The 17,290-nt window shown below is 66.3% G+C and carries 16 protein-coding genes; 6 read left to right on the forward strand and 10 right to left on the reverse strand.

The features are described 5' to 3' along the window. The first annotated feature begins 2 nt into the window (after positions 1 to 2). Both ACFC0O_RS38085 and ACFC0O_RS38090 read left to right on the forward strand, forming a co-directional pair. The gene (locus ACFC0O_RS38085; protein WP_375966892.1) at positions 3 to 971 is read left to right on the forward strand and encodes an endonuclease/exonuclease/phosphatase family protein; all 969 of its coding nucleotides are present in this window, start codon (positions 3 to 5) and stop codon (positions 969 to 971) included. A gap of 78 nt (positions 972 to 1,049) precedes the next feature. Next, the gene (locus ACFC0O_RS38090; RefSeq protein ID WP_375966893.1) at positions 1,050 to 2,390 is read left to right on the forward strand and encodes an ABC1 kinase family protein; all 1,341 of its coding nucleotides are present in this window, start codon (positions 1,050 to 1,052) and stop codon (positions 2,388 to 2,390) included. 13 nt (positions 2,391 to 2,403) lie between these two features. Here ACFC0O_RS38090 and ACFC0O_RS38095 read toward each other — a convergent pair whose 3' ends face one another. The 6 genes from ACFC0O_RS38095 to ACFC0O_RS38120 form a co-directional block, all read right to left on the reverse strand. Then, positions 2,404 to 3,978 (reverse strand): flavin-containing monooxygenase, encoded by a 1,575-nt coding sequence (locus ACFC0O_RS38095; RefSeq protein WP_375966894.1) that lies wholly within the window; start codon positions 3,976 to 3,978, stop codon positions 2,404 to 2,406. Then, positions 3,975 to 6,548, reverse strand: a complete 2,574-nt coding sequence (locus tag ACFC0O_RS38100; protein WP_375966896.1) for an SDR family NAD(P)-dependent oxidoreductase — start codon at positions 6,546 to 6,548, stop codon at positions 3,975 to 3,977. The genes ACFC0O_RS38095 and ACFC0O_RS38100 overlap by 4 nt, the downstream gene beginning before the upstream one ends. A 28-nt stretch (positions 6,549 to 6,576) precedes the next feature. Continuing rightward, the gene (locus ACFC0O_RS38105) at positions 6,577 to 8,193 is read right to left on the reverse strand and encodes a flavin-containing monooxygenase (RefSeq protein ID WP_375966897.1); all 1,617 of its coding nucleotides are present in this window, start codon (positions 8,191 to 8,193) and stop codon (positions 6,577 to 6,579) included. Positions 8,194 to 8,280: 87 nt separating this feature from the next. After that, complete coding sequence (locus tag ACFC0O_RS38110; protein ID WP_375966899.1) at positions 8,281 to 9,720, reverse strand: ABC1 kinase family protein; 1,440 nt, start codon at positions 9,718 to 9,720, stop codon at positions 8,281 to 8,283. A gap of 178 nt (positions 9,721 to 9,898) precedes the next feature. After that, complete coding sequence (locus ACFC0O_RS38115; RefSeq protein ID WP_375966900.1) at positions 9,899 to 10,687, reverse strand: amino acid-binding protein; 789 nt, start codon at positions 10,685 to 10,687, stop codon at positions 9,899 to 9,901. 141 nt (positions 10,688 to 10,828) lie between these two features. Continuing rightward, positions 10,829 to 11,173, reverse strand: coding sequence for a TfoX/Sxy family protein (locus tag ACFC0O_RS38120; RefSeq protein WP_364633339.1), 345 nt, complete (start codon positions 11,171 to 11,173; stop codon positions 10,829 to 10,831). A 103-nt stretch (positions 11,174 to 11,276) separates the two neighbouring features. Here ACFC0O_RS38120 and ACFC0O_RS38125 point away from each other — a divergent pair, with 103 nt between their 5' ends. Beyond that, positions 11,277 to 12,368: a glutamate--cysteine ligase gene (locus ACFC0O_RS38125; protein ID WP_364633341.1), complete on the forward strand. Its 1,092-nt coding sequence runs from the start codon at positions 11,277 to 11,279 to the stop codon at positions 12,366 to 12,368. 10 nt (positions 12,369 to 12,378) lie between these two features. Here the strand turns inward: ACFC0O_RS38125 and ACFC0O_RS38130 are convergent, their stop codons facing one another. From ACFC0O_RS38130 to ACFC0O_RS38145, 4 genes are all read right to left on the reverse strand, one after another. Further along, the gene (locus tag ACFC0O_RS38130; RefSeq protein WP_364633342.1) at positions 12,379 to 12,918 is read right to left on the reverse strand and encodes a DUF4333 domain-containing protein; all 540 of its coding nucleotides are present in this window, start codon (positions 12,916 to 12,918) and stop codon (positions 12,379 to 12,381) included. Between the two features lie 132 nt (positions 12,919 to 13,050). Further along, positions 13,051 to 13,677, reverse strand: a complete 627-nt coding sequence (locus ACFC0O_RS38135) for an MBL fold metallo-hydrolase (protein ID WP_364633347.1) — start codon at positions 13,675 to 13,677, stop codon at positions 13,051 to 13,053. After that, on the reverse strand, positions 13,677 to 14,762 hold the full coding sequence (locus ACFC0O_RS38140; RefSeq protein ID WP_364633349.1) for an S-(hydroxymethyl)mycothiol dehydrogenase: 1,086 nt from the start codon (positions 14,760 to 14,762) through the stop codon (positions 13,677 to 13,679). Before ACFC0O_RS38140 ends, ACFC0O_RS38135 begins: the two co-directional genes overlap by 1 nt. A 70-nt stretch (positions 14,763 to 14,832) precedes the next feature. Next, the gene (locus ACFC0O_RS38145) at positions 14,833 to 15,711 is read right to left on the reverse strand and encodes a LysR family transcriptional regulator ArgP (protein WP_375966902.1); all 879 of its coding nucleotides are present in this window, start codon (positions 15,709 to 15,711) and stop codon (positions 14,833 to 14,835) included. A 72-nt stretch (positions 15,712 to 15,783) separates the two neighbouring features. Between ACFC0O_RS38145 and ACFC0O_RS38150 the strand changes: the two genes are divergently transcribed. Genes ACFC0O_RS38150 through ACFC0O_RS38160 form a run of 3 tightly spaced genes read left to right on the forward strand, consistent with a single transcriptional unit; the run spans position 15,784 to position 17,275 of the window. Continuing rightward, positions 15,784 to 16,401, forward strand: a complete 618-nt coding sequence (locus ACFC0O_RS38150; protein ID WP_364633353.1) for a LysE/ArgO family amino acid transporter — start codon at positions 15,784 to 15,786, stop codon at positions 16,399 to 16,401. Positions 16,402 to 16,454: 53 nt separating this feature from the next. Beyond that, positions 16,455 to 16,766 (forward strand): hypothetical protein, encoded by a 312-nt coding sequence (locus ACFC0O_RS38155; RefSeq protein WP_364633355.1) that lies wholly within the window; start codon positions 16,455 to 16,457, stop codon positions 16,764 to 16,766. After that, a complete protein-coding gene (locus tag ACFC0O_RS38160; RefSeq protein ID WP_375966903.1) occupies positions 16,766 to 17,275 on the forward strand; it encodes a YbaB/EbfC family nucleoid-associated protein in 510 nt (169 codons plus the stop codon). Before ACFC0O_RS38155 ends, ACFC0O_RS38160 begins: the two co-directional genes overlap by 1 nt. Positions 17,276 to 17,290: the final 15 nt, after the last annotated feature.

Genomic DNA, 17,290 nt, shown 5'->3' on the forward strand with positions numbered 1-17,290 from the left:
CGATGGCAGGGTCCGGGCCCGTCGCGGCATCGGATGCGGGAGCCGGGAGCCCGCGTGGTCGCGGACGATCGGTCGTATTCCTCGGTGCGGCAGCGCTACTCACCGTGATCATGCTCGGCCACACCTGGATTCCCGAGGCCGGGGGTCTGGGTGTGGCGCTGGATATCGCCGCGCCCTGGCTGGGCGCGCTCGTTCCGGTCCTGGCGGTCACCGCGGTGCTGTGCCGCTGCCCGGCCGGTGCGGTGGCGATGCTGGCCCCGTTACTGGCCTGGGCCTATCTCTTCGGTTCGTGGTGGGCTCCGGGTCCGGCTGTTCGCCCGGGTCCGGGAGCGACCCAATTGCGGGTGGTGTCGCAGAACCTGTTCGCCGCCAACGCGTCTCCGGGGGCCAGCGCTCGCGCCCTGGTCGCCGCAGAGGCGGATATCCTGGCCGTGCAGGAGCTCGGCGGCACCAATCGGGAAACGGTCGTGCGCGTATTGGACGACACCTATGCCTATCGCACCGAGGTGGGCACCGTCGGACTGTGGAGCCGGTATCCGATCTCCGATACGACCCCGGTCGATGTCGGCGTGGACTGGCATCGTGGACTGCGAACCCACATCGCCACTCCCGCAGGCGATCTCGTGGTGTATGTCGTGCACCTGCCGTCGATTCGGCCCGGTGCGATCACCGCCCGGGATCACGGCCTGACCCTGCTGTCGCGGGAACTGGCCGCCGATGACGCCGAACATATTGTCGTAGCGGGTGATTTCAATACCGCGACCACCGACCGGCGCTGGGCGGGGTTCGCCCCCGGTTTTCGCGACGTCCACTCCGGCGCGGCCTTCACCTGGCCCGCGTCCTTCCCGATCGCTCGCCTCGATCACATTCTGGTGCGCGGGATGGGTGCCGCGAACACCTCGGTGCTGCGTATCCCCGGCCCCGATCATCGGGCCATCTCGGCCGAGGTGCGGCCGGATCGAATGCGGTGACCTGCGTGTGATCGACCGCGATCGGAATCGCGCCTACACTGTCTGAGACGGGGTAATCCGCACGAAAGGATCGGCAACGTGGCCGGACTCAGGCGTAAAGGCATCACCCGCATGGCGAAGGTCGCGAGCATTCCCGCGACGCTGATGGCGCAGCAGGTGGCGGCCACCGGGCGGAACCTGTTCGCGGGCGCCGAACGCGGCGGCGTGACCGATGAGATGCTCGACAATGCGGCCGATCAGGTGTTCGCGGTGCTCGGGGAGCTCAAGGGCGGTGCGATGAAGCTCGGGCAGGCGCTGAGCGTGGCCGAGGCCGGGGTGCCGCCGCGGTTCGCGGATCATTTCCGCGAGGCGCTGGTGCGATTGCAGCAGGAGGCCCCGCCCATGCCGGTGGCCGATACGCATCGCATGCTCGATATGCAGTTGGGCACGGGCTGGCGCAGGCGTTTCGCGCGATTCGAGGACGAGCCGATCGCCGCCGCCAGTATCGGGCAGGTGCATCGGGCGATCTGGCATGACGGCCGCGAGGTCGCGGTGAAGGTGCAGTATCCCGAGGCCGAGGAATCGCTGCGCGCGGATCTGAAGATGCTGCATATGGTTTCGGGCGCGTTCAACACCCTGCTGGCGGGCACCAATGCCCGCCAGCTCATCGAGGAATTCCTGGCCCGCACCGAGGACGAACTCGACTATCGGATCGAGGCCGCCTATCAGCGCCGCTTCGCCAAGGCGTTCACCGGCGATCCGCAATTCTTCATACCGCGCGTGGTCGCGGCCGCACCCAAGGTGCTGGTGTCGGAGTGGATGACCGGCGTGCCGCTGGCCCGCATCATCGCCAATGGCGAACGCGCCGAACGCGATCGGGCCGGAATGCTGCTCGCCGAGTTCGCGCTGTGCTCACCGTCGCGAGTGGGCCTGCTGCACAGCGATCCGCATCCCGGCAATTTCCAGCTCCGCCCCGATAACAGCCTCGGCATCATCGATTTCGGCGCCTGCGCGCACACCCCGCGCGGAATACCCCGCGCCGTAGGCCGTTTGGCCCGCACCGCACTGGACGGTGACTACATCGCCATGGAGGCGGTGCTGCGCGAAGAGGGTTTCATCAAGCCCGGTGCAACCGTGGAGATGGCCCCGCTGGAGCGCCGCATCGCCCCGCTGGTTGCCCAGATCAACGGCGGCACAGTGCATATCACCCGCACCATGCTCCAGGAAGAGGTCGCCCGGGCCCTGGACCCGGCGAATATCTCCCTGACCAACGCCCGCGCCATGAAAGCCCCCGCCGACCAACCCGAATACGCCATGTTCGGCCGGGTGCTGGGCGGCGTGGTCGGCATCTGCGCCCAGCTCGACGCCGAGGGGCCGTTCCTATCCCTGGCCGAACGGTGGGTGCCGGGTTTCGGTGACGCTCAGGAGGCGGCCTCCTGAGCGTCACCCCGGATCACCGCGCTGATCCGGCCCTGGTGCGGCGGCCGTTCGCCTGCGCGAGTGCGGGCGGCCGAGCGGTGAACCGGTAGTCCTCCAGCGGGAAGTGCCGGTTCTCCCAATACATTTCGAGCTGGGTGGAGGGCCGGAAGGCCGCGCCGTCACCCTGATAGTTGATGTAGTAGGTGTTCGAGGTGACGCATCCCTGGGAGAACAGGTGGGTGCGTTTGGCGCGCCTGTCCATACGGGCGAAATAGCGGTCGTGCGGATCCTGGCGCACCTCCACGCAGGTGGCCCGGCGGCGGCGCGCCTCGCCGATCACGCGCGCTGCATGTGCCGAGGTGGCCTCGATGAGCGGAATGTAGGAGCCCGGCGCGTAGGCGTACGGCCCCACGATGAGGAACGCGTTCGGGAACTTCGGCACCGAAACACCCTGATACGCCTGGAATCTATTGGCATCCCAGAATTCGCCGAGTTCGAGGCCGTCCCGGCCATAGATGGGATAGGGCGGTGTGTAGCCCTTCTCCATCACCTTGAATCCGGTGGCCAGCACCACCATATCGACATCGCGTTCCACTCCGTCGGCGCTCACGATGCCGGTCGGGGTGAACCGTTCGATGGCATCGGTCACCAGATCGACATGCGGTTTGGTGAAGGTGCGGAAGTAGCTGTTGGACACCGAGGGTCGCTTGCAGCCGAGCCGGTAATCGGGGGTGAGCTTGCGCCGCAGCTCGGGATCCCGCACCTGCGCGAAAAGGTAGCTCTTGAGCGCGGTTTCACCGACCGTCAATCCGACCGAGGTCACCCTCGGATAGTTCGACACCGCCAAACCCGCACCGAGACCGGCGTTCACGCCGACATTGCCCACGAACCGCACCGTCTGCTGGAGCGGTGGGAAGTTCAGCACCGAATTGAGCACCGGTCCCATGGCGAAATCCGGTTTGGGCGCGATCCAGATGGCCCGGCGCTGATAGACCGTGAGCCGCGAAACATCCTTGGCCAATTCGGGAATCAGCTGCAGCGCGCTGGCCCCGGTGCCGATCACCGCGACCCGCTTACCGCGATAGTCGTAATCGTGATCCCAGCGCGAACTGTGCATGATCTTGCCTGTGTAATCCGCCAGGCCGGGGATATCGGGATTGTGCGGCTGCTCCAGCCCGCCGACCGCGCCGATCACGAAGCGCGCGGTGAGCACCGAGCCGTTGTCCAGGGTGATCCGCCACAAATCGTTCGCCTCATCGAAAACGCCCTTGCTCGCGCCGGATCCGAGCAGCAGCTTGTCTCGCAGACCCTGCTTGTCCACCACTTCCTCGGCGTAGCGCTGTAATTCGCTACCGGGCGCGAAGAATCGCGACCACCGGGAGCGCTGCTGGAAGCTGAAGTTATAGACCGGCGATGGAACGTCAACGGCCACACCGGGATAGGTATTGGCCAGCCAGGTGCCGCCCACCTTCGGCCACTTGTCCACGATGATGAAATCCTCGATACCGGCCCGGCGCAGCGCCACGCCCGCGCCGATACCGCCGAGCCCCGCGCCGATGATGACGACCTCGTGGGCCGGGGTGACGGGAGAACCATTGCTGGAGTTCATGACCGATTCCTCGTGTGCTGCTGCGCGATGACCTCCGGCAGCTGCTGCCGCCGGAGTTTGCCCGCGGTGGTGCGCGGTAGTTCGGCCACGAAAACGATGTCCCGTGGCACCTTGAAGGTGGCGAGTGTGGTTTTGACATGCTGTTTCAGATCGTCGGCGGTGGCCTCCGCACCGTCTTTGAGCACCACGGCCGCCACCAGCCGCTGCCCGTAATCGGGATCGGCCGCACCGACGGCCCCGGCATCGGCCACCGCCGCATGCGCGAGCAGCGCGGTCTCGACCTCCTGCGGGAAGACATTCTCTCCGCCGGAGACAATCATGTCGTCCGAACGGCCGTCGATGAACAACCGGCCCTGTGCGTCGATATGTCCGAGATCGCCGGTGTCCATGTACTTTCCGACCATGTCCCGGCTCCGGCCGTCGCTGTACCCGCGGAACATGGCCGGATTGCGATTGATGATCCGGCCGGTGACCCCGGCCGGCAGTTCCCGATCGCGATCGTCGACGATGCGGATATCGACCAGCCCCGTCGGCGGTTTGCCGACCGTGCCCGGTGCGGCCCGCAGATCCGCGGGCGTCGCCAGCGCGCCCGCACCCGATTCGGTGGATCCGTATCCGTTGAAGAGCACATCACCGAACTCGTCCATGAAGGCGAGCGCCAGCCACGGCGGCAGGGGAGCGGCCCCGCAGGTCACCATCTGCAGGCTCGCGGCGTTGTAGTTGTGCCGAATATCGGTCGGCAGATCCATGATTCGCTTCAGCATGGTCGGCACCAGGCAGGCGATGCGGACACTGTGCCGCTCGATATCGGCGAGCGTCTGCGCGGGATCGAAACGCTCGTGCACGATGACGGTGGAGCCGGTCAGGAAGGCCAGCAGGAGCGCGCCGAAACCGTAGGCGTGATGCAGCGGCGGGGCGATGACGATCGGATCACCGAGTCGCGGAATAGGTTTCAGCTCCGCGAGATCAGCCAGCGCCAGCAGCATGCGCGGATTCAGCCCCGCCAGCATGGGCAGTACCTCGCGCATTCCGGCCTGTCTCGGCGCGCCCTTGGGGACACCCGTCGTGCCGCCGGTGAGCAGCACCACCGCACCGCCGTAGGCGGGTTCCCGAATGGGCGGCCCACCCTCGGCGATGAGCTCCTCGACTGTGGGCAGCCCGCCCGCCGCACCGCGCACCACCACTCGGTGCCCCTCGTACCCGGATTTGACTATCTCGCCGTGGAATTCGGCATCGTAGAGCAGCAGATCCACCCGCTCGCGCGCCAGCACCTCGCCGATCTGCGGTCCGGCGAAGCCGTAGTTGAGCGGGACGAGATCGGCCGAGAGACGCGCGGCCGCGAAGGCGGCGACCGCGAATCCGCTGTGATTGCGGCACAGCACGCCGATTCGATTGCCGCGCCGCATATTCCAGCGGCCGCGCAGAGCCGAGGCCAGTCGCCGCACCCGCCTATGTAGTTCGGCGGCGGTCACCGATCCGCTGTCATCGATGATCGCGGGCTGATCCGGAAATCGCGCCGCGAAGCTCGCGAGCACCGTCGCGAGCCCGACCCCTTCGCGCAATGCCAGCGCGAGGTGCGGAATACGCTGCGGTGGGACCAGATCGAACGCTCCGGCGGCGGGAGCCCAGCCCGCGATGGTCACCGCGTCATCGAGCAGATTGACCGCCCGCTCCACCCGTCCGATCGGCCCGGCCCAATCCGTCGGGCGATTGTTCCAGTTGCCCGCCTTGGCATAGAGCGCCATGGCCCGCTGCGCGGTGTGTGAACTGTCCAGGGCGTACAGCATCGGTGTACCCGCGCGTTCCCACCAGGGCCGAATCGCCAAGGGCCGGTCCACGATCGCGCGGCACACCATGCTCGCCGCTTCCTCGGGCGACATACTCGGGGTGTACCGATACATCCGGAACGGGCCGAGCATGTCCGAGCGCACCAATTGCAGATGCACCGCCGTAGTGGTGATCCCGTCCGCGCGCAATTCCGGTGCGGCCCCGCGCATCCAGGCGTTGAAGGCCGCCTTGGTGGCGATGTACGCGGTCCAGCCGACAGCCGGGGTATGCACCCCGGCGGTGCTGACATTGACGATATGCCCCGCGTGCCGTGCTCGCATGGACGGCAGCAGGCTCAGCACCAGGCGGACCGGTCCCAGGTAGTTGATCTTGGCGGTATCGTCGAAATTGTCCCAGCGGTCCAGTGAATCGGACAGCCAGCGCCGGATGGATTTCCCGGCATTGTTCACCAGTACATCGACCCGGCCGTGATCTGCGAGCACCCGGTCGATCAGCGCCGCGCACTCATCGGTATCGCTGAGATCGGCGGGATACGGGTACACCGTTCCGGGACAACCGGATACCTCCGCCCGCAGCTCCTCCAGCAAATGCGTGCGGCGGGCCACCGCCAGCACTGTCGCGCCATTGGCGGCCAGCCGCACGGCGGTGGCCCGGCCGACCCCCGACGACGCGCCGGTCACCAGAATGACCTTGCCGGTGACCGCGGGTTCCAGCCGCCGGTCGCTGATGCCGTGACTGGCAGCGCCCAACGCGATTCGGACCGACTTCGGCAGTTCGATCATGGCTCAACTTCCTCGGTGAGCATTCCGGTCAGGCCGGGTTCTGGGTCTTGCGCCGTGTCCGTTTCGGCTTGGTGACCGCGGTGGTCGGTTGCGGCCGCCACACGTCGAATTCGTAGTCCGAGAACGGGAATCGCCGATGGCCGCGCCGCGCCCGGAAGAATCCGGACGGCCGGATATAGGTGCTGTCGCCTTGCGAATTGCGATAGTAGGTCGGCACATGAGCGTTGAGCTCGGCCAGATAGAAGCGCATGGCCTCGCCGTGCCGGTAGATATCCCGGTGGTAGGCGTCGTGCACGTCCTGCCGAATGGCGACGAACGTGGCCCCGCGCCGCCGCGCCTCCGAAATCGCCCGCACCGCATGGTCGGCCGTCATCTCCACGAAGGCGTGCCAGCCGCTGCCCGACCACGAATACGGGCCGACCAGCGTCCACCGATTCGGCAGGCTCGGCAGCGAAACACTCTCGTACGCCTGCAAACCGTGCTCGGTGTAGAACTTGCCCAGATCCATACCGTCGCGCCCGACCACCATGCCCGGGGTGTAGGTCTCCGGATCGGAGAACACGTGATATCCGGTGGCCAGCACGATCATGTCGAATTCGCGCTCGACGCCGTCGGAGGTGCGAATACCGCGCTCGGTGAAACGCTCGATGGAGGTGGTCACCAGCTCCACATTGTCGCGATTGAAACTGAGCAGATACCCGGTATTGGCCGTGGGCCGTTTGGCGATCGGACCGTAATCCGGGGTCAGCCCGGCGCGAGTCCGCGGATCGCGCACCATGATTCGCAGCAGTCCGCGATAACCCGCGATGGCGGTGGCATCGACGGTGCGCATGGTCGGCCGCACCACCGACATGGGTGCGTTCGACATGGCCCGCAACAGCACATCGACGGCCACCAATACCGCGCCGTGTGTCGCGGCTTGCAGTCCGGGCGTGCGCAATACGAGTTGTACGGCTCGTGGAATCCTGGGATTGGGCTTGGGCACACACCACACCGGGGTGCGCTGGAATACCGCCAGACTGCCCACCTGTCCGGCTATGGAGGGCGTGATCTGCACCGAACTCGCTCCGGTGCCGACGATCGCGACCCGCTTACCCGCGAGGTCGTAATCGTCGTCCCAGTCCGAGGGGCGTTGCAGTTTGCCCCGGTAGTCCGCCAATCCCGCAATGCCGGGATCCGTCTTGGGGGTGATGAACGCGCCCACCGCGCTCACCACGAAACGAGCAGTAATCACCTGCCCGCCATCGATATGCAGCTTCCAGCAATGCCGCTGCTCATCCCACTCCTCGCTCAGCACATTGACGCCGAACCGCAGGTGCGGGTACAGCCCGAAGCGCCGGGCCACCTCCATGTGGTAGCGCTTGACCTCCGCGCCGGGGGCGAAAAGCCTGCTCCAGTCGGGGTTTCGGGCGAAGGAGTACTGATAGGCGATCGAGGGGATATCGACTTCCAGTCCGGGATAGTGATTCTCGTTCCAGCTGCCGCCGACCTCATCGGCCCGTTCGAGCATGACGAAGTCATCGATTCCGGCCTGCTTCAGCTTGACCCCGGCGGCGATACCGCCCGGTCCCGCGCCGATTACGACGACCTGATGGTCCGGTGCCGAAATGTTCGGCGTCGGCTTTCCGTTCGATGCTGCGACCACGATGTCAGCCTTCCGAAAGCGGGGCGTATCACTCCAGACTAGAGCTGTCTGGGACAGTGATCAAGGGCTGTCGCGGTGCCGAGCCGATTACCCCGCCGCGGCATCCCTATCCGCCGCGGCGGCCCGGCGCATGCGGGCCGCGGTCAGATCCGACGACCCCTCGGTGCGGGTGCGATGTCGCGCCATCACCTGCGCCAATTCCGGTGACCAGCGCAGCATTTCATCGCGCAGCGGTCCGGTGGTGCCGAGCTGGCAGACCAGGCCGAGCAGCGTCAGGATGGAGCGCGCGAACGGGGTGTAGAACGCGGGCATGGTGAGCTGGCGATTGACATTGCTCAGGCGCGGGCTCATGCCCGCTCGGACACGGCGGCGCAACCAGGTGCTGTCCGCGCGAAAGATGTCGTGCCGCAGCAGATCCGTATAGGGGAGCAGCTGTTCGGAGAGGGCCCGCATATCGACGGCGGTTCCGGCGGCGGCGAATCCGTGCCGCCGAATCGCGGCTTCGAGCTCGGCCGGACCACCGTTGAACAGCGCATCGCCGATATCGTGCACCAGCACCGGGAACTCCGGCGGCGGCCACGGTACGCATGCGCCGAAATCGACCACGCCCAGGCGGCCATCGGGCAGCACCCGGAAATTGCCCGGATGCGGATCGCAGTACAGCAGTCCGGAACGCTCCGGGGCCGACAGCACGAAACGCAGCGCCAGCATGCCCACCCGATCCCGTTCCGCCTGCGCGCCACCGCTTATCAGCCGGGTGAGGGGAATGCCGTCCAGCCATTCGCTGATCAGCACATCGCCGTGCTGCGCCACCACGCGCGGTACGCGGAATTCCGGATCGTCGGCGAAAGCGTTCGCGAAGACCTCCTGCTGTTCCGCCTCGGCCGCGAAATCCAGTTCGGCGGTGACGCATTCGGCGAGCTGTTCGGTCAGCGCCCGGATATCGGCATTGGGCACGATGATCGAGGCCAGCCCGGTCATGCGGCGCAATTGTTCGACATCGCTGTGAATCGCTTCGCGCGCACCGGGATACATGACCTTGACCGCGACGGTCCGCCCGTCGTGCCATACCGCGCGATGCACCTGGCCGATGGTGGCCGAGGCCGCGCGCCGATCCTCGAAGGAGCGGAAATTCTCGCGCCAGTCCGGTCCGAGCGATTCGGCCAGCACCGCGTGCACGGTGCGCGGGAGCATGGGCGGGGTCGCGTCCTGCAGGCGGCTCAACGCGATTCGATACGGTTCCGCCAGTTCCGGTGAGAGCCCGAACTCATACAGCGCGAGGACCTGGCCGAGTTTGGCGGCCACGCCCTTGAGTTCGCCCAGCACCTCGAAGAAATGCTGTGCGGTACGCCGCTGAATCTCGGCATTGACCTCACTCGCCGGACGCCCCAGCGCCCGTTTGCCCACACCCGCGGCGCGGCGTCCCGCGAAAGCGATCGGCAATGCCGCCAGCTTCGCATTGCGAACCGCCCTGCGCGCGGGCGGATTTCCGCCGCCGTCCGCGTCCCCAGCGCGTCGAACCATCATTCCGTTCACCCCTCGCGCCTATTGACGATGCGCCAGGGGCAGTGTGCCACGGTGTGAAACCAGGCGGTCCGGATTGCCCGGATGCGCGCGCCGAATCTCGAATACTGAGACGAGAATCCGAGCCCGCAAAACCGTTGCGGAGGGTGCGGGGGTAATTGCGCGTCGGGTGCTCGACAGTTCAGTCCTGGCGGACGGCGAGCCGGGCCAGGTCGGCCAGCCGATGAGCGCGGGCGATTTCGGCGGGGGTGAATGGGTCTTCGGGACGGACGAATGTCATCGGTGCGATCTCCAGAATCGTTCCGTGCGGGGCGAATTCCGGATCGACCGTCGAAACATATTGCGCGCCCAGCAATTCCGCGATCACCAGCGGTAGCTCATCCGGGTCGTTGGCCACCCGCGCGGCCAGGCCCAGGGCGCGGGTCTGGCCGTCCACCAGGGTCAGGGCCGAGGCGGGCCAGATGCCGACGGCGGTGCCGCCCGCGCGGTTGATGGCAGTGGTGAGGCGGGGTGGGCCGACATCGGCGGGGGTCGAGACCACCAGTTCGTCCAGGACGCCGTCCTCCAGGTGGTGCACGTGCACGGTAAGGATATTGGCGTGCCGATAGGCGAGCTGTTTGGCGAGCAACTCCAGACGGCCGGGCTTGTTGTCCAGCCGCACGCGGATTCGCCACAGCCGTTCGGCGCTGTCCAGCCGGTGGCGATGGCTGAGTTCGGGCCCGTGCAGCCAGCGGGCGAGGTAGCGCATGGCTCCGGGCTCCACCACCCAGATGACGAGAATGGTGGTGGTGACGGTCAATATGGCGACCGCGGCGAGGTAGGGGATCTCGAGGTGCAGCACGAGCGCGTGCAGCGCCAATTCGACGGGGAAGACCGCGGCCAGCTTGGCGAGCGTGAGCCGGGTGCGACGGGGATGGGGCAGGCGACCGCACACTTCGCAGGCCAGCGCATGCACTTCGGATTGCCTCATGTTCACCAGGGTGCGGTGCGGAGATTTCCGCACTGTGCCCCGGTGTAAAGAGGCGGTGACGTCACCCGGGGAAAACCCTTGCGCCACCGGCGAATTCAGTGAGGCCCGGCACACCGTTCCGGACGTGTGCCGCACCGCACATTATTTGCCGGTTTTCACCGGTAGTGATCCGGCGTACGCGATCGCGCGTTCCACCCATTCGGTGAGCGCGTCATCGTCCTCGACCGTCTCGGCCGTCACCCGCAGCCAGCCCCGGGTCTCGTTCCCGCCCATGATCATGGTCTCCACCGAACCGGGGACCAGCAGATCGGTGTAGTTCTCCGGCGACACCCGGACCAGCAGCCCGCCCTTACCGCTGGCCGCGATCGCCATATTGCCGCCGATCAGGAACGCGAGCCCGCCGAACATCTTCCGCTCGACCGCGTCGGGCAGGGCGGGACCGAGCGCGTCCCGAATGCGGTCGGCAAGTTTCTCGTCATATGCCATATCCGCATTGTGCTCCCGGTCACCGACAGCTTCGCGCGGAAATGCGGACAAAGAGACCATTCCGGCAGGTGTCAGGGCCGGGTTATTGAGGTACACAGGACAGGTGGACACCCTGCCGACTGTCGGTGTCGAAGAGGAGTTTCTCCTCGTGGATCCGCGCACCGGCGCGCCGGTCGGCAGAAATGCCGACGTCGCCCGGACCGCGGCCGATTCCGGTATCGAAATGCAACTGGAGATCATGCGGTGCCAGGTGGAGACCAGCACCCGCGTGCACTCGAATTCGTCCGAACTTCTCCAGGAATTGCGTGAACTGCGGCGCGGCGCCGCGGTCTGCGCGGAGAAGAACGACGCGATTCTGCTCGCCGTCGCCGTACCGCCCACCATCCCCGATGAACCGCTCGGCATCACCGCCACCCCGCGCTATCGCCGAATCGCCGACAGTTTCGGCAGATTGGCGCAGGAGCAGGGGCTGTGCGGCTGCCACGTACACGTCGCGGTGCCCGACCGCGAGGTCGCGCTGCACGTCAGCAATTTCCTGCGCCCTTGGCTCCCTTTGTTTTTGGCGCTGACGGCCAACTCCGCCATCTATCGCGGGGACGAAACCGGTTATGCCAGTTGGCGAAACATCCTGTGGCGGCGCTGGCCCAGTGCCGGACCGCCGCCGCACTTCGGCTCGGTGGGCGAATTCGACACCGCGGTCGAGGATATGCTCGCGCTCGGGGTGATCCTGGATCGCAAGATGGTGTATTGGGATGTGCGGCCGTCGGTTACGTTCCCGACGGTGGAGGTGCGGGTCAGCGATGTGCCCGCGACCGTGGAGGAATCCGCGCTGATCGCCACCCTGGTGCGTGCCGCGGTCATCACCGCCCAGCGCGGTAACGGTGCGGCGGTGGTCGCGGAACCCACACTGCGCGCGGCATATTGGCGTGCGGCGCACGGCGGTATGGACGGTCCGGCGGTTGACCCGTCGGACGGTCGCACCCTCCCGGTTCAGGATCTGCTGGCCAAACTCATCGATCTCATCGAACCCGCCCTGATCGAGCTCGGTGACCTGGGCTTCGTCACCGATGCGCTGACCGGTCTGCTGTCCCGCGGCAATGGGGCCCGCAGGCAGTTGGACGCATTCCGCGCCCGGGGCGAATTGGCCGATGTGATAGACGAATTGGCCGAGGCGACCCTGTACAGCTGTCGCTGATCGGCCGCGGCTATGAGGCCATCGGCTGATCGTCCCGAACCATGTTGTAGTTGACCGTATCGCCCTCGACATTGGTGGTCGTCACCGTGACGCCCCAGCGCGTGCCGTCGGCCTCGGTGACCACACAGCGAACGTTCGCACCGGTGGCGCCGCGCAACAGGCCGTTGCAGGTGCTGGACTTGGGCGCGGTCCCGACCTGATCGGAGTAGAGCTTGGCGACATTGGTGGCGATATCGTCCGGGCTGACGAATTTGTCGAGGATCTCGATGTCGTAGTTGGCGGTATCGCCGTCGACCTTGGTGACCTTGGCCGTGGTCTTCCAGGTCTGACTGTCGGCGGAGGTGATCGTACAGCTCTGGGTGGCGTCCACCTCGGCCTTCAGATCCCCGTCGCACACAACCGATTTCGCGTCCTCATGGGACTTGTCGTGAAAGAGACCGCCCATCTTGGTCTCCACATCGCTCTTGCTCACCGAACCGGGTCCCGACGAACAGCTGATCATGAACAGCGGGATAGAGGCGGTGGCTATTACTGCAGCTAATCTACGCATGGCCGGAATTATCCGACCGCGTGATGGGTGTTAAGGGCGGTTTCGCCTGTAAAGAATGTGAAGCACGACCGGTTCCGGCGCGTCCGGTCCCGATCGTGCCCGTTTCGTACTGAAAGTTTGCCCTGATCTTGATCAGCCGACGCGCTGACGCCACTCCTCGAGCTGCGGGGCCTCGGCGCCGATCGTGGTGGATTCACCGTGCCCGGTGTGCACCAGCGTCTCCGGCGGCAGATTCAACAGCCGATCCGCGATGGAGGCCACGATGGTGCCGTAATCGGAGTACGACCGGCCGGTCGCGCCCGGACCACCGTGGAACAGCGTGTCACCGGTGAACACCGCGCCCAGATCGGGCGAATGGAAGCAGACCGCGCCCGGTGCGTGCCCCGGGGTGTGCAGCACGTGCAATTCGGTGCCGCCGACCGCGATGATCTGCTCATCGGCGAGTTCGCCATCGGGTTCGATATCCGGATGGGTGAGCCGCCACAGCACCAGATCCGCCGGATGCAGCAGCACCGGCGCACCGGTGGCGGCGGCCAATTCCGGGGCGACCCGAATGTGATCGTCATGCGCGTGCGTGGCCAGAATGGCGCGCACCTTGCGGGTGCCCACCACATCCAGAATGGCCGGAACACTGTGCGGCGCATCGATGATCACGCATTCCAGATCATCGCCGACGACCCAGACATTGTTCTCGACGTCGAAGGTCTCACCATCCAGGCTGAAAGTGCCCGAGGTGGTGGCGTGGTCGATATGCGCCATCAGAACACCACCACCGAGCGCAGCACTTCACCGTCGTGCATCTTGGTGAAGGCCGCCTCGATATCGGTCAGCGAAATCGTCTCGGTGACAAAGGCATCCAGATCGAAACGGCCCTGCTTGTACAGCTCGATCAGATACGGGAAATCACGCGAGGGCAGGCAATCGCCGTACCAGGAGGACTTCAAAGCGCCACCGCGGGAGAAGAAGTCGATGAGCGGCATCTCCAGCTTCATATCCGGGGTCGGCACGCCGACCAGCACCACGGTGCCCGCCAGATCGCGCGCGTAGAACGCCTGCTTCCAGGTTTCCGGGCGGCCGACCGCGTCGATCACCACATCCGCGCCGAAACTGTCGGTGAGTTCCTGAACCCGTTCCACCGCATCCTCTTTGGACGCGTTCACGGTGTGGGTGGCGCCGAAACCCTTGGCCCACTCCAATTTGCGCTCATCGATATCGACGGCGATGACGGTGGTCGCGCCCGCCAGTTTCGCACCGGCGATGGCGGCATTACCCACACCGCCGCAACCGATTACGGCCACGCTGTCACCGCGGCTGACATTGCCGGTATTGATGGCGGCGCCCAGTCCGGCCATCACGCCGCAGCCCAGCAGGCCCGCCGCGACAGGTGAGGCGGTCGGATCCACCTTGGTGCACTGCCCGGCGTGGACCAGGGTCTTCTCCGCGAACGCGCCGATACCCAGCGCGGGGGTGAGCGGGGTGCCGTCGGTCAGCGTCATCGGCTGCGCCGCATTATGAGTCGAGAAGCAGTACCACGGCTTGCCCTTACGACACGCACGGCAATTACCGCAGACCGCGCGCCAGTTCAGGATGACGAAATCGCCCGGCTGCACATCGGTGACGCCCTCGCCCACCGATTCCACGATGCCGGCGGCCTCATGGCCGAGCAGGAATGGGAATTCGTCATTGATGCCGCCCTCCCGATAGTGCAGATCGGTGTGGCACACCCCGCACGCCTGCACCTGGACCACCGCTTCGCCCGGACCGGGATCGGGGATGACGATGTCGGTGACTTCCACGGGGGCATTCTTCGAGCGTGCGATCACGCCGCGCACAACTTGGGACACGTAATGCCTTTCTCTACAATGCAAATCTCTTCCGACTATGACAGCCGAGTCCATTCGGCGCACAACGTCTTCAAAGCAGTACCGCGGCAGCGGCTTCGGCAATGGTAGCGGCGACCATACCGAGTGCGGGTGAGTCCAGCCGCCACTGCTGCCAGTACAGCGGGACATCGATGTATACCGTGCCATCCAGCGGGACGAGCTGATCATCCGGGCGGGTTTGCAGGTCCGGCATCATGCCCCAGCCCAGGCCCAGCCGCAGTGCGTCGGCGAACCCCGCCGAGGAGGGAATGTAGTGCCGGGGCGGGTCGACGGGCTTGCGGGTGTACCGGCGCATCAATCGGAATTGCAGATCGTCCTTGCGGTCGAACAGGATTACCGGGGCCTGCGTGAAGGCTTTCGCGGTCGGGCCGTCCGGAAACCAGGTGCGCACGAAATCCGGAGCGGCCAGCGGGCGATATCGCATCGCGCCCAGCCGCCGCACAATGCAGCCCTGAACCGGTGCCGCGGTCGAGGTGATGGCGGCCATCACGGTGCCGTCGCGCAGCAGCCGGGTGGTGTGCTCCTCGTCCTCGCGATGGATTTCGAAGTTCACGCCCCGCGCGGCGCGGCCGAGTGCGGGCATGACCCAGCTCTGCAGCGAATCGGCATTGACGGCGATGGGGATATTCACCGGTTTCGCCGCGGGCTGTTCCGCATCGCCGAGTTCCTGCGCGGTATCGCTGGTGAGCAACTGGATCTGTTTGGCCAGCCGCCACACCGTGAGGCCGGATTCGGTGGGCTGCACGGGTTTGGTGCGCTGCACCAGAATCCGCCCGGCCGCGTCTTCGAGGGCCTTGATGCGCTGGCTGATAGCCGACGGTGTGACCGTGAGCCGGCGCGCGGCCGCCTCGAAGGTGCCCTCGGTGAGCACGGCGTCGAGCGCGCGAAGCTGATCCAGTTGCAGATCCATATTAAGCGATTCTAATCGTCCATCAGAAACATTAGCTGGCCTGGAGCTGGACACCCGCTTAGCTTCGAAAGAGTGAACGGATCATCGGCGGCCCTGGCGGCCATTTCAGGACTCGGCTTCGGACTCTCGCTCATTGTGGCGATCGGCGCGCAAAATGCCTTCGTGTTGCGTCAGGGGATCCGTCGCGAGCATGTGCTGCCGGTGGTCGCGGTGTGCGCGGGATCCGATGTGGTGCTGATGACCGCGGGTGTCACCGGGTTCGGCGCGGTGATGAACGCCGCGCCGATGATCATGACCATCGCAAAGTTCGCAGGCGCGGCATTTCTGCTCGGGTACGCGTTCCTGGCCGCCAAGCGCGCGTTCTCCGCGACCGCGCTGACCGCGGGCGGGGGAGCGCCGATCGCGCTGGGCGCGGCCATCGCCACCTGTCTCGCGGTCACCTGGCTCAATCCGCACGCGTATCTCGACACCATGGTCTTGCTCGGGTCGTTCGCGAGCACCTACGCCACACCCGATCGCTGGTTCCTCACCGCGGGTGCGATCACCGGCAGCATTATCTGGTTCATCACCCTCGGATTCGGTGCGCGACTGCTCGCGCCGGTGTTCGCCAAGCCGCGGGCCTGGCAGATCCTGGATTCGGTGATCGCGCTCGTAATGACCGGTCTCGCAATCGGATTGGTGGTGAGCTGACCGCCCCCGCCCCGGTATGCGATGATCACCGGAAGTCTTAAGGGGGTTCGACGGTGGGCAAGGTAGAGGTTGAGATCGGCCAGCTGCGGTCCGTTGGCGGTGCGCTGGAGGCGGTGGCCACGCGGATCGAGGCGCTCAAGGCGAAGATTTCCGGTGAGGCCGCGGCATACGACGGAGCCTGGGGCGGTGACGATTTCGGCACCCAGTTCAATGGCGGCGATAACGGCTACAAGGCGTCGCGGGAGAATCTCGACGCCGTGCTGGCCTCCAAGGTGACGCTGCTGAACGCGTACGGCAAGGGGTTGACCGACGCCGCGGATAGTCTGCAGGCGACCGAGGACGGCAATACCGAGTCCTTCCGCTGATGTCGAACGAGATGGCGCGGGCGCGCCTGGCCGATCTGGTGGAGTCGGTCAAGACCGGGATGGAATCGATCGCCCGCGCGCAGCAGGAGCAGGCCAAGCTGACCGCCACCGGTACCGCGGCCAACCGGCGCGTCACCGCGACGGTCAATGCCCACGGGGTGCTGGTCGATCTCAAATTCGCCGATTCCATCGACGAATTGAGTCCGGCCGAGCTCGCCCGCGAAGTGGTCGTGGCGACGCAGGCCGCCGCCGTCGAGGTGCAGCGCAAGACCGCCGAGGTGCTCGCCGGGCTACAGCAGGACAACGCCCGCATCCCGCGACTATCGGAGTTCATACCCGGCATTCCGGATGTGCACGACATGCTGCCCACCCCGCCGCCGGTCTCGATGGCTCCGCCGGGCGCGCGCGTCGACGAGGACGATGAGCTACCGCCCGCCATGGTCTTCACCGACGTCGAAACCGAGGATCCCGACGCACCACCGACCCTGGCCGATCGCGGACACTGGTGATCGAGGCGGGGTCTG

Source organism: Nocardia sp. NPDC056100 (genome assembly GCF_042266325.1).
In the GTDB taxonomy this organism is placed as follows: Bacteria; Actinomycetota; Actinomycetes; order Mycobacteriales; family Mycobacteriaceae; genus Nocardia.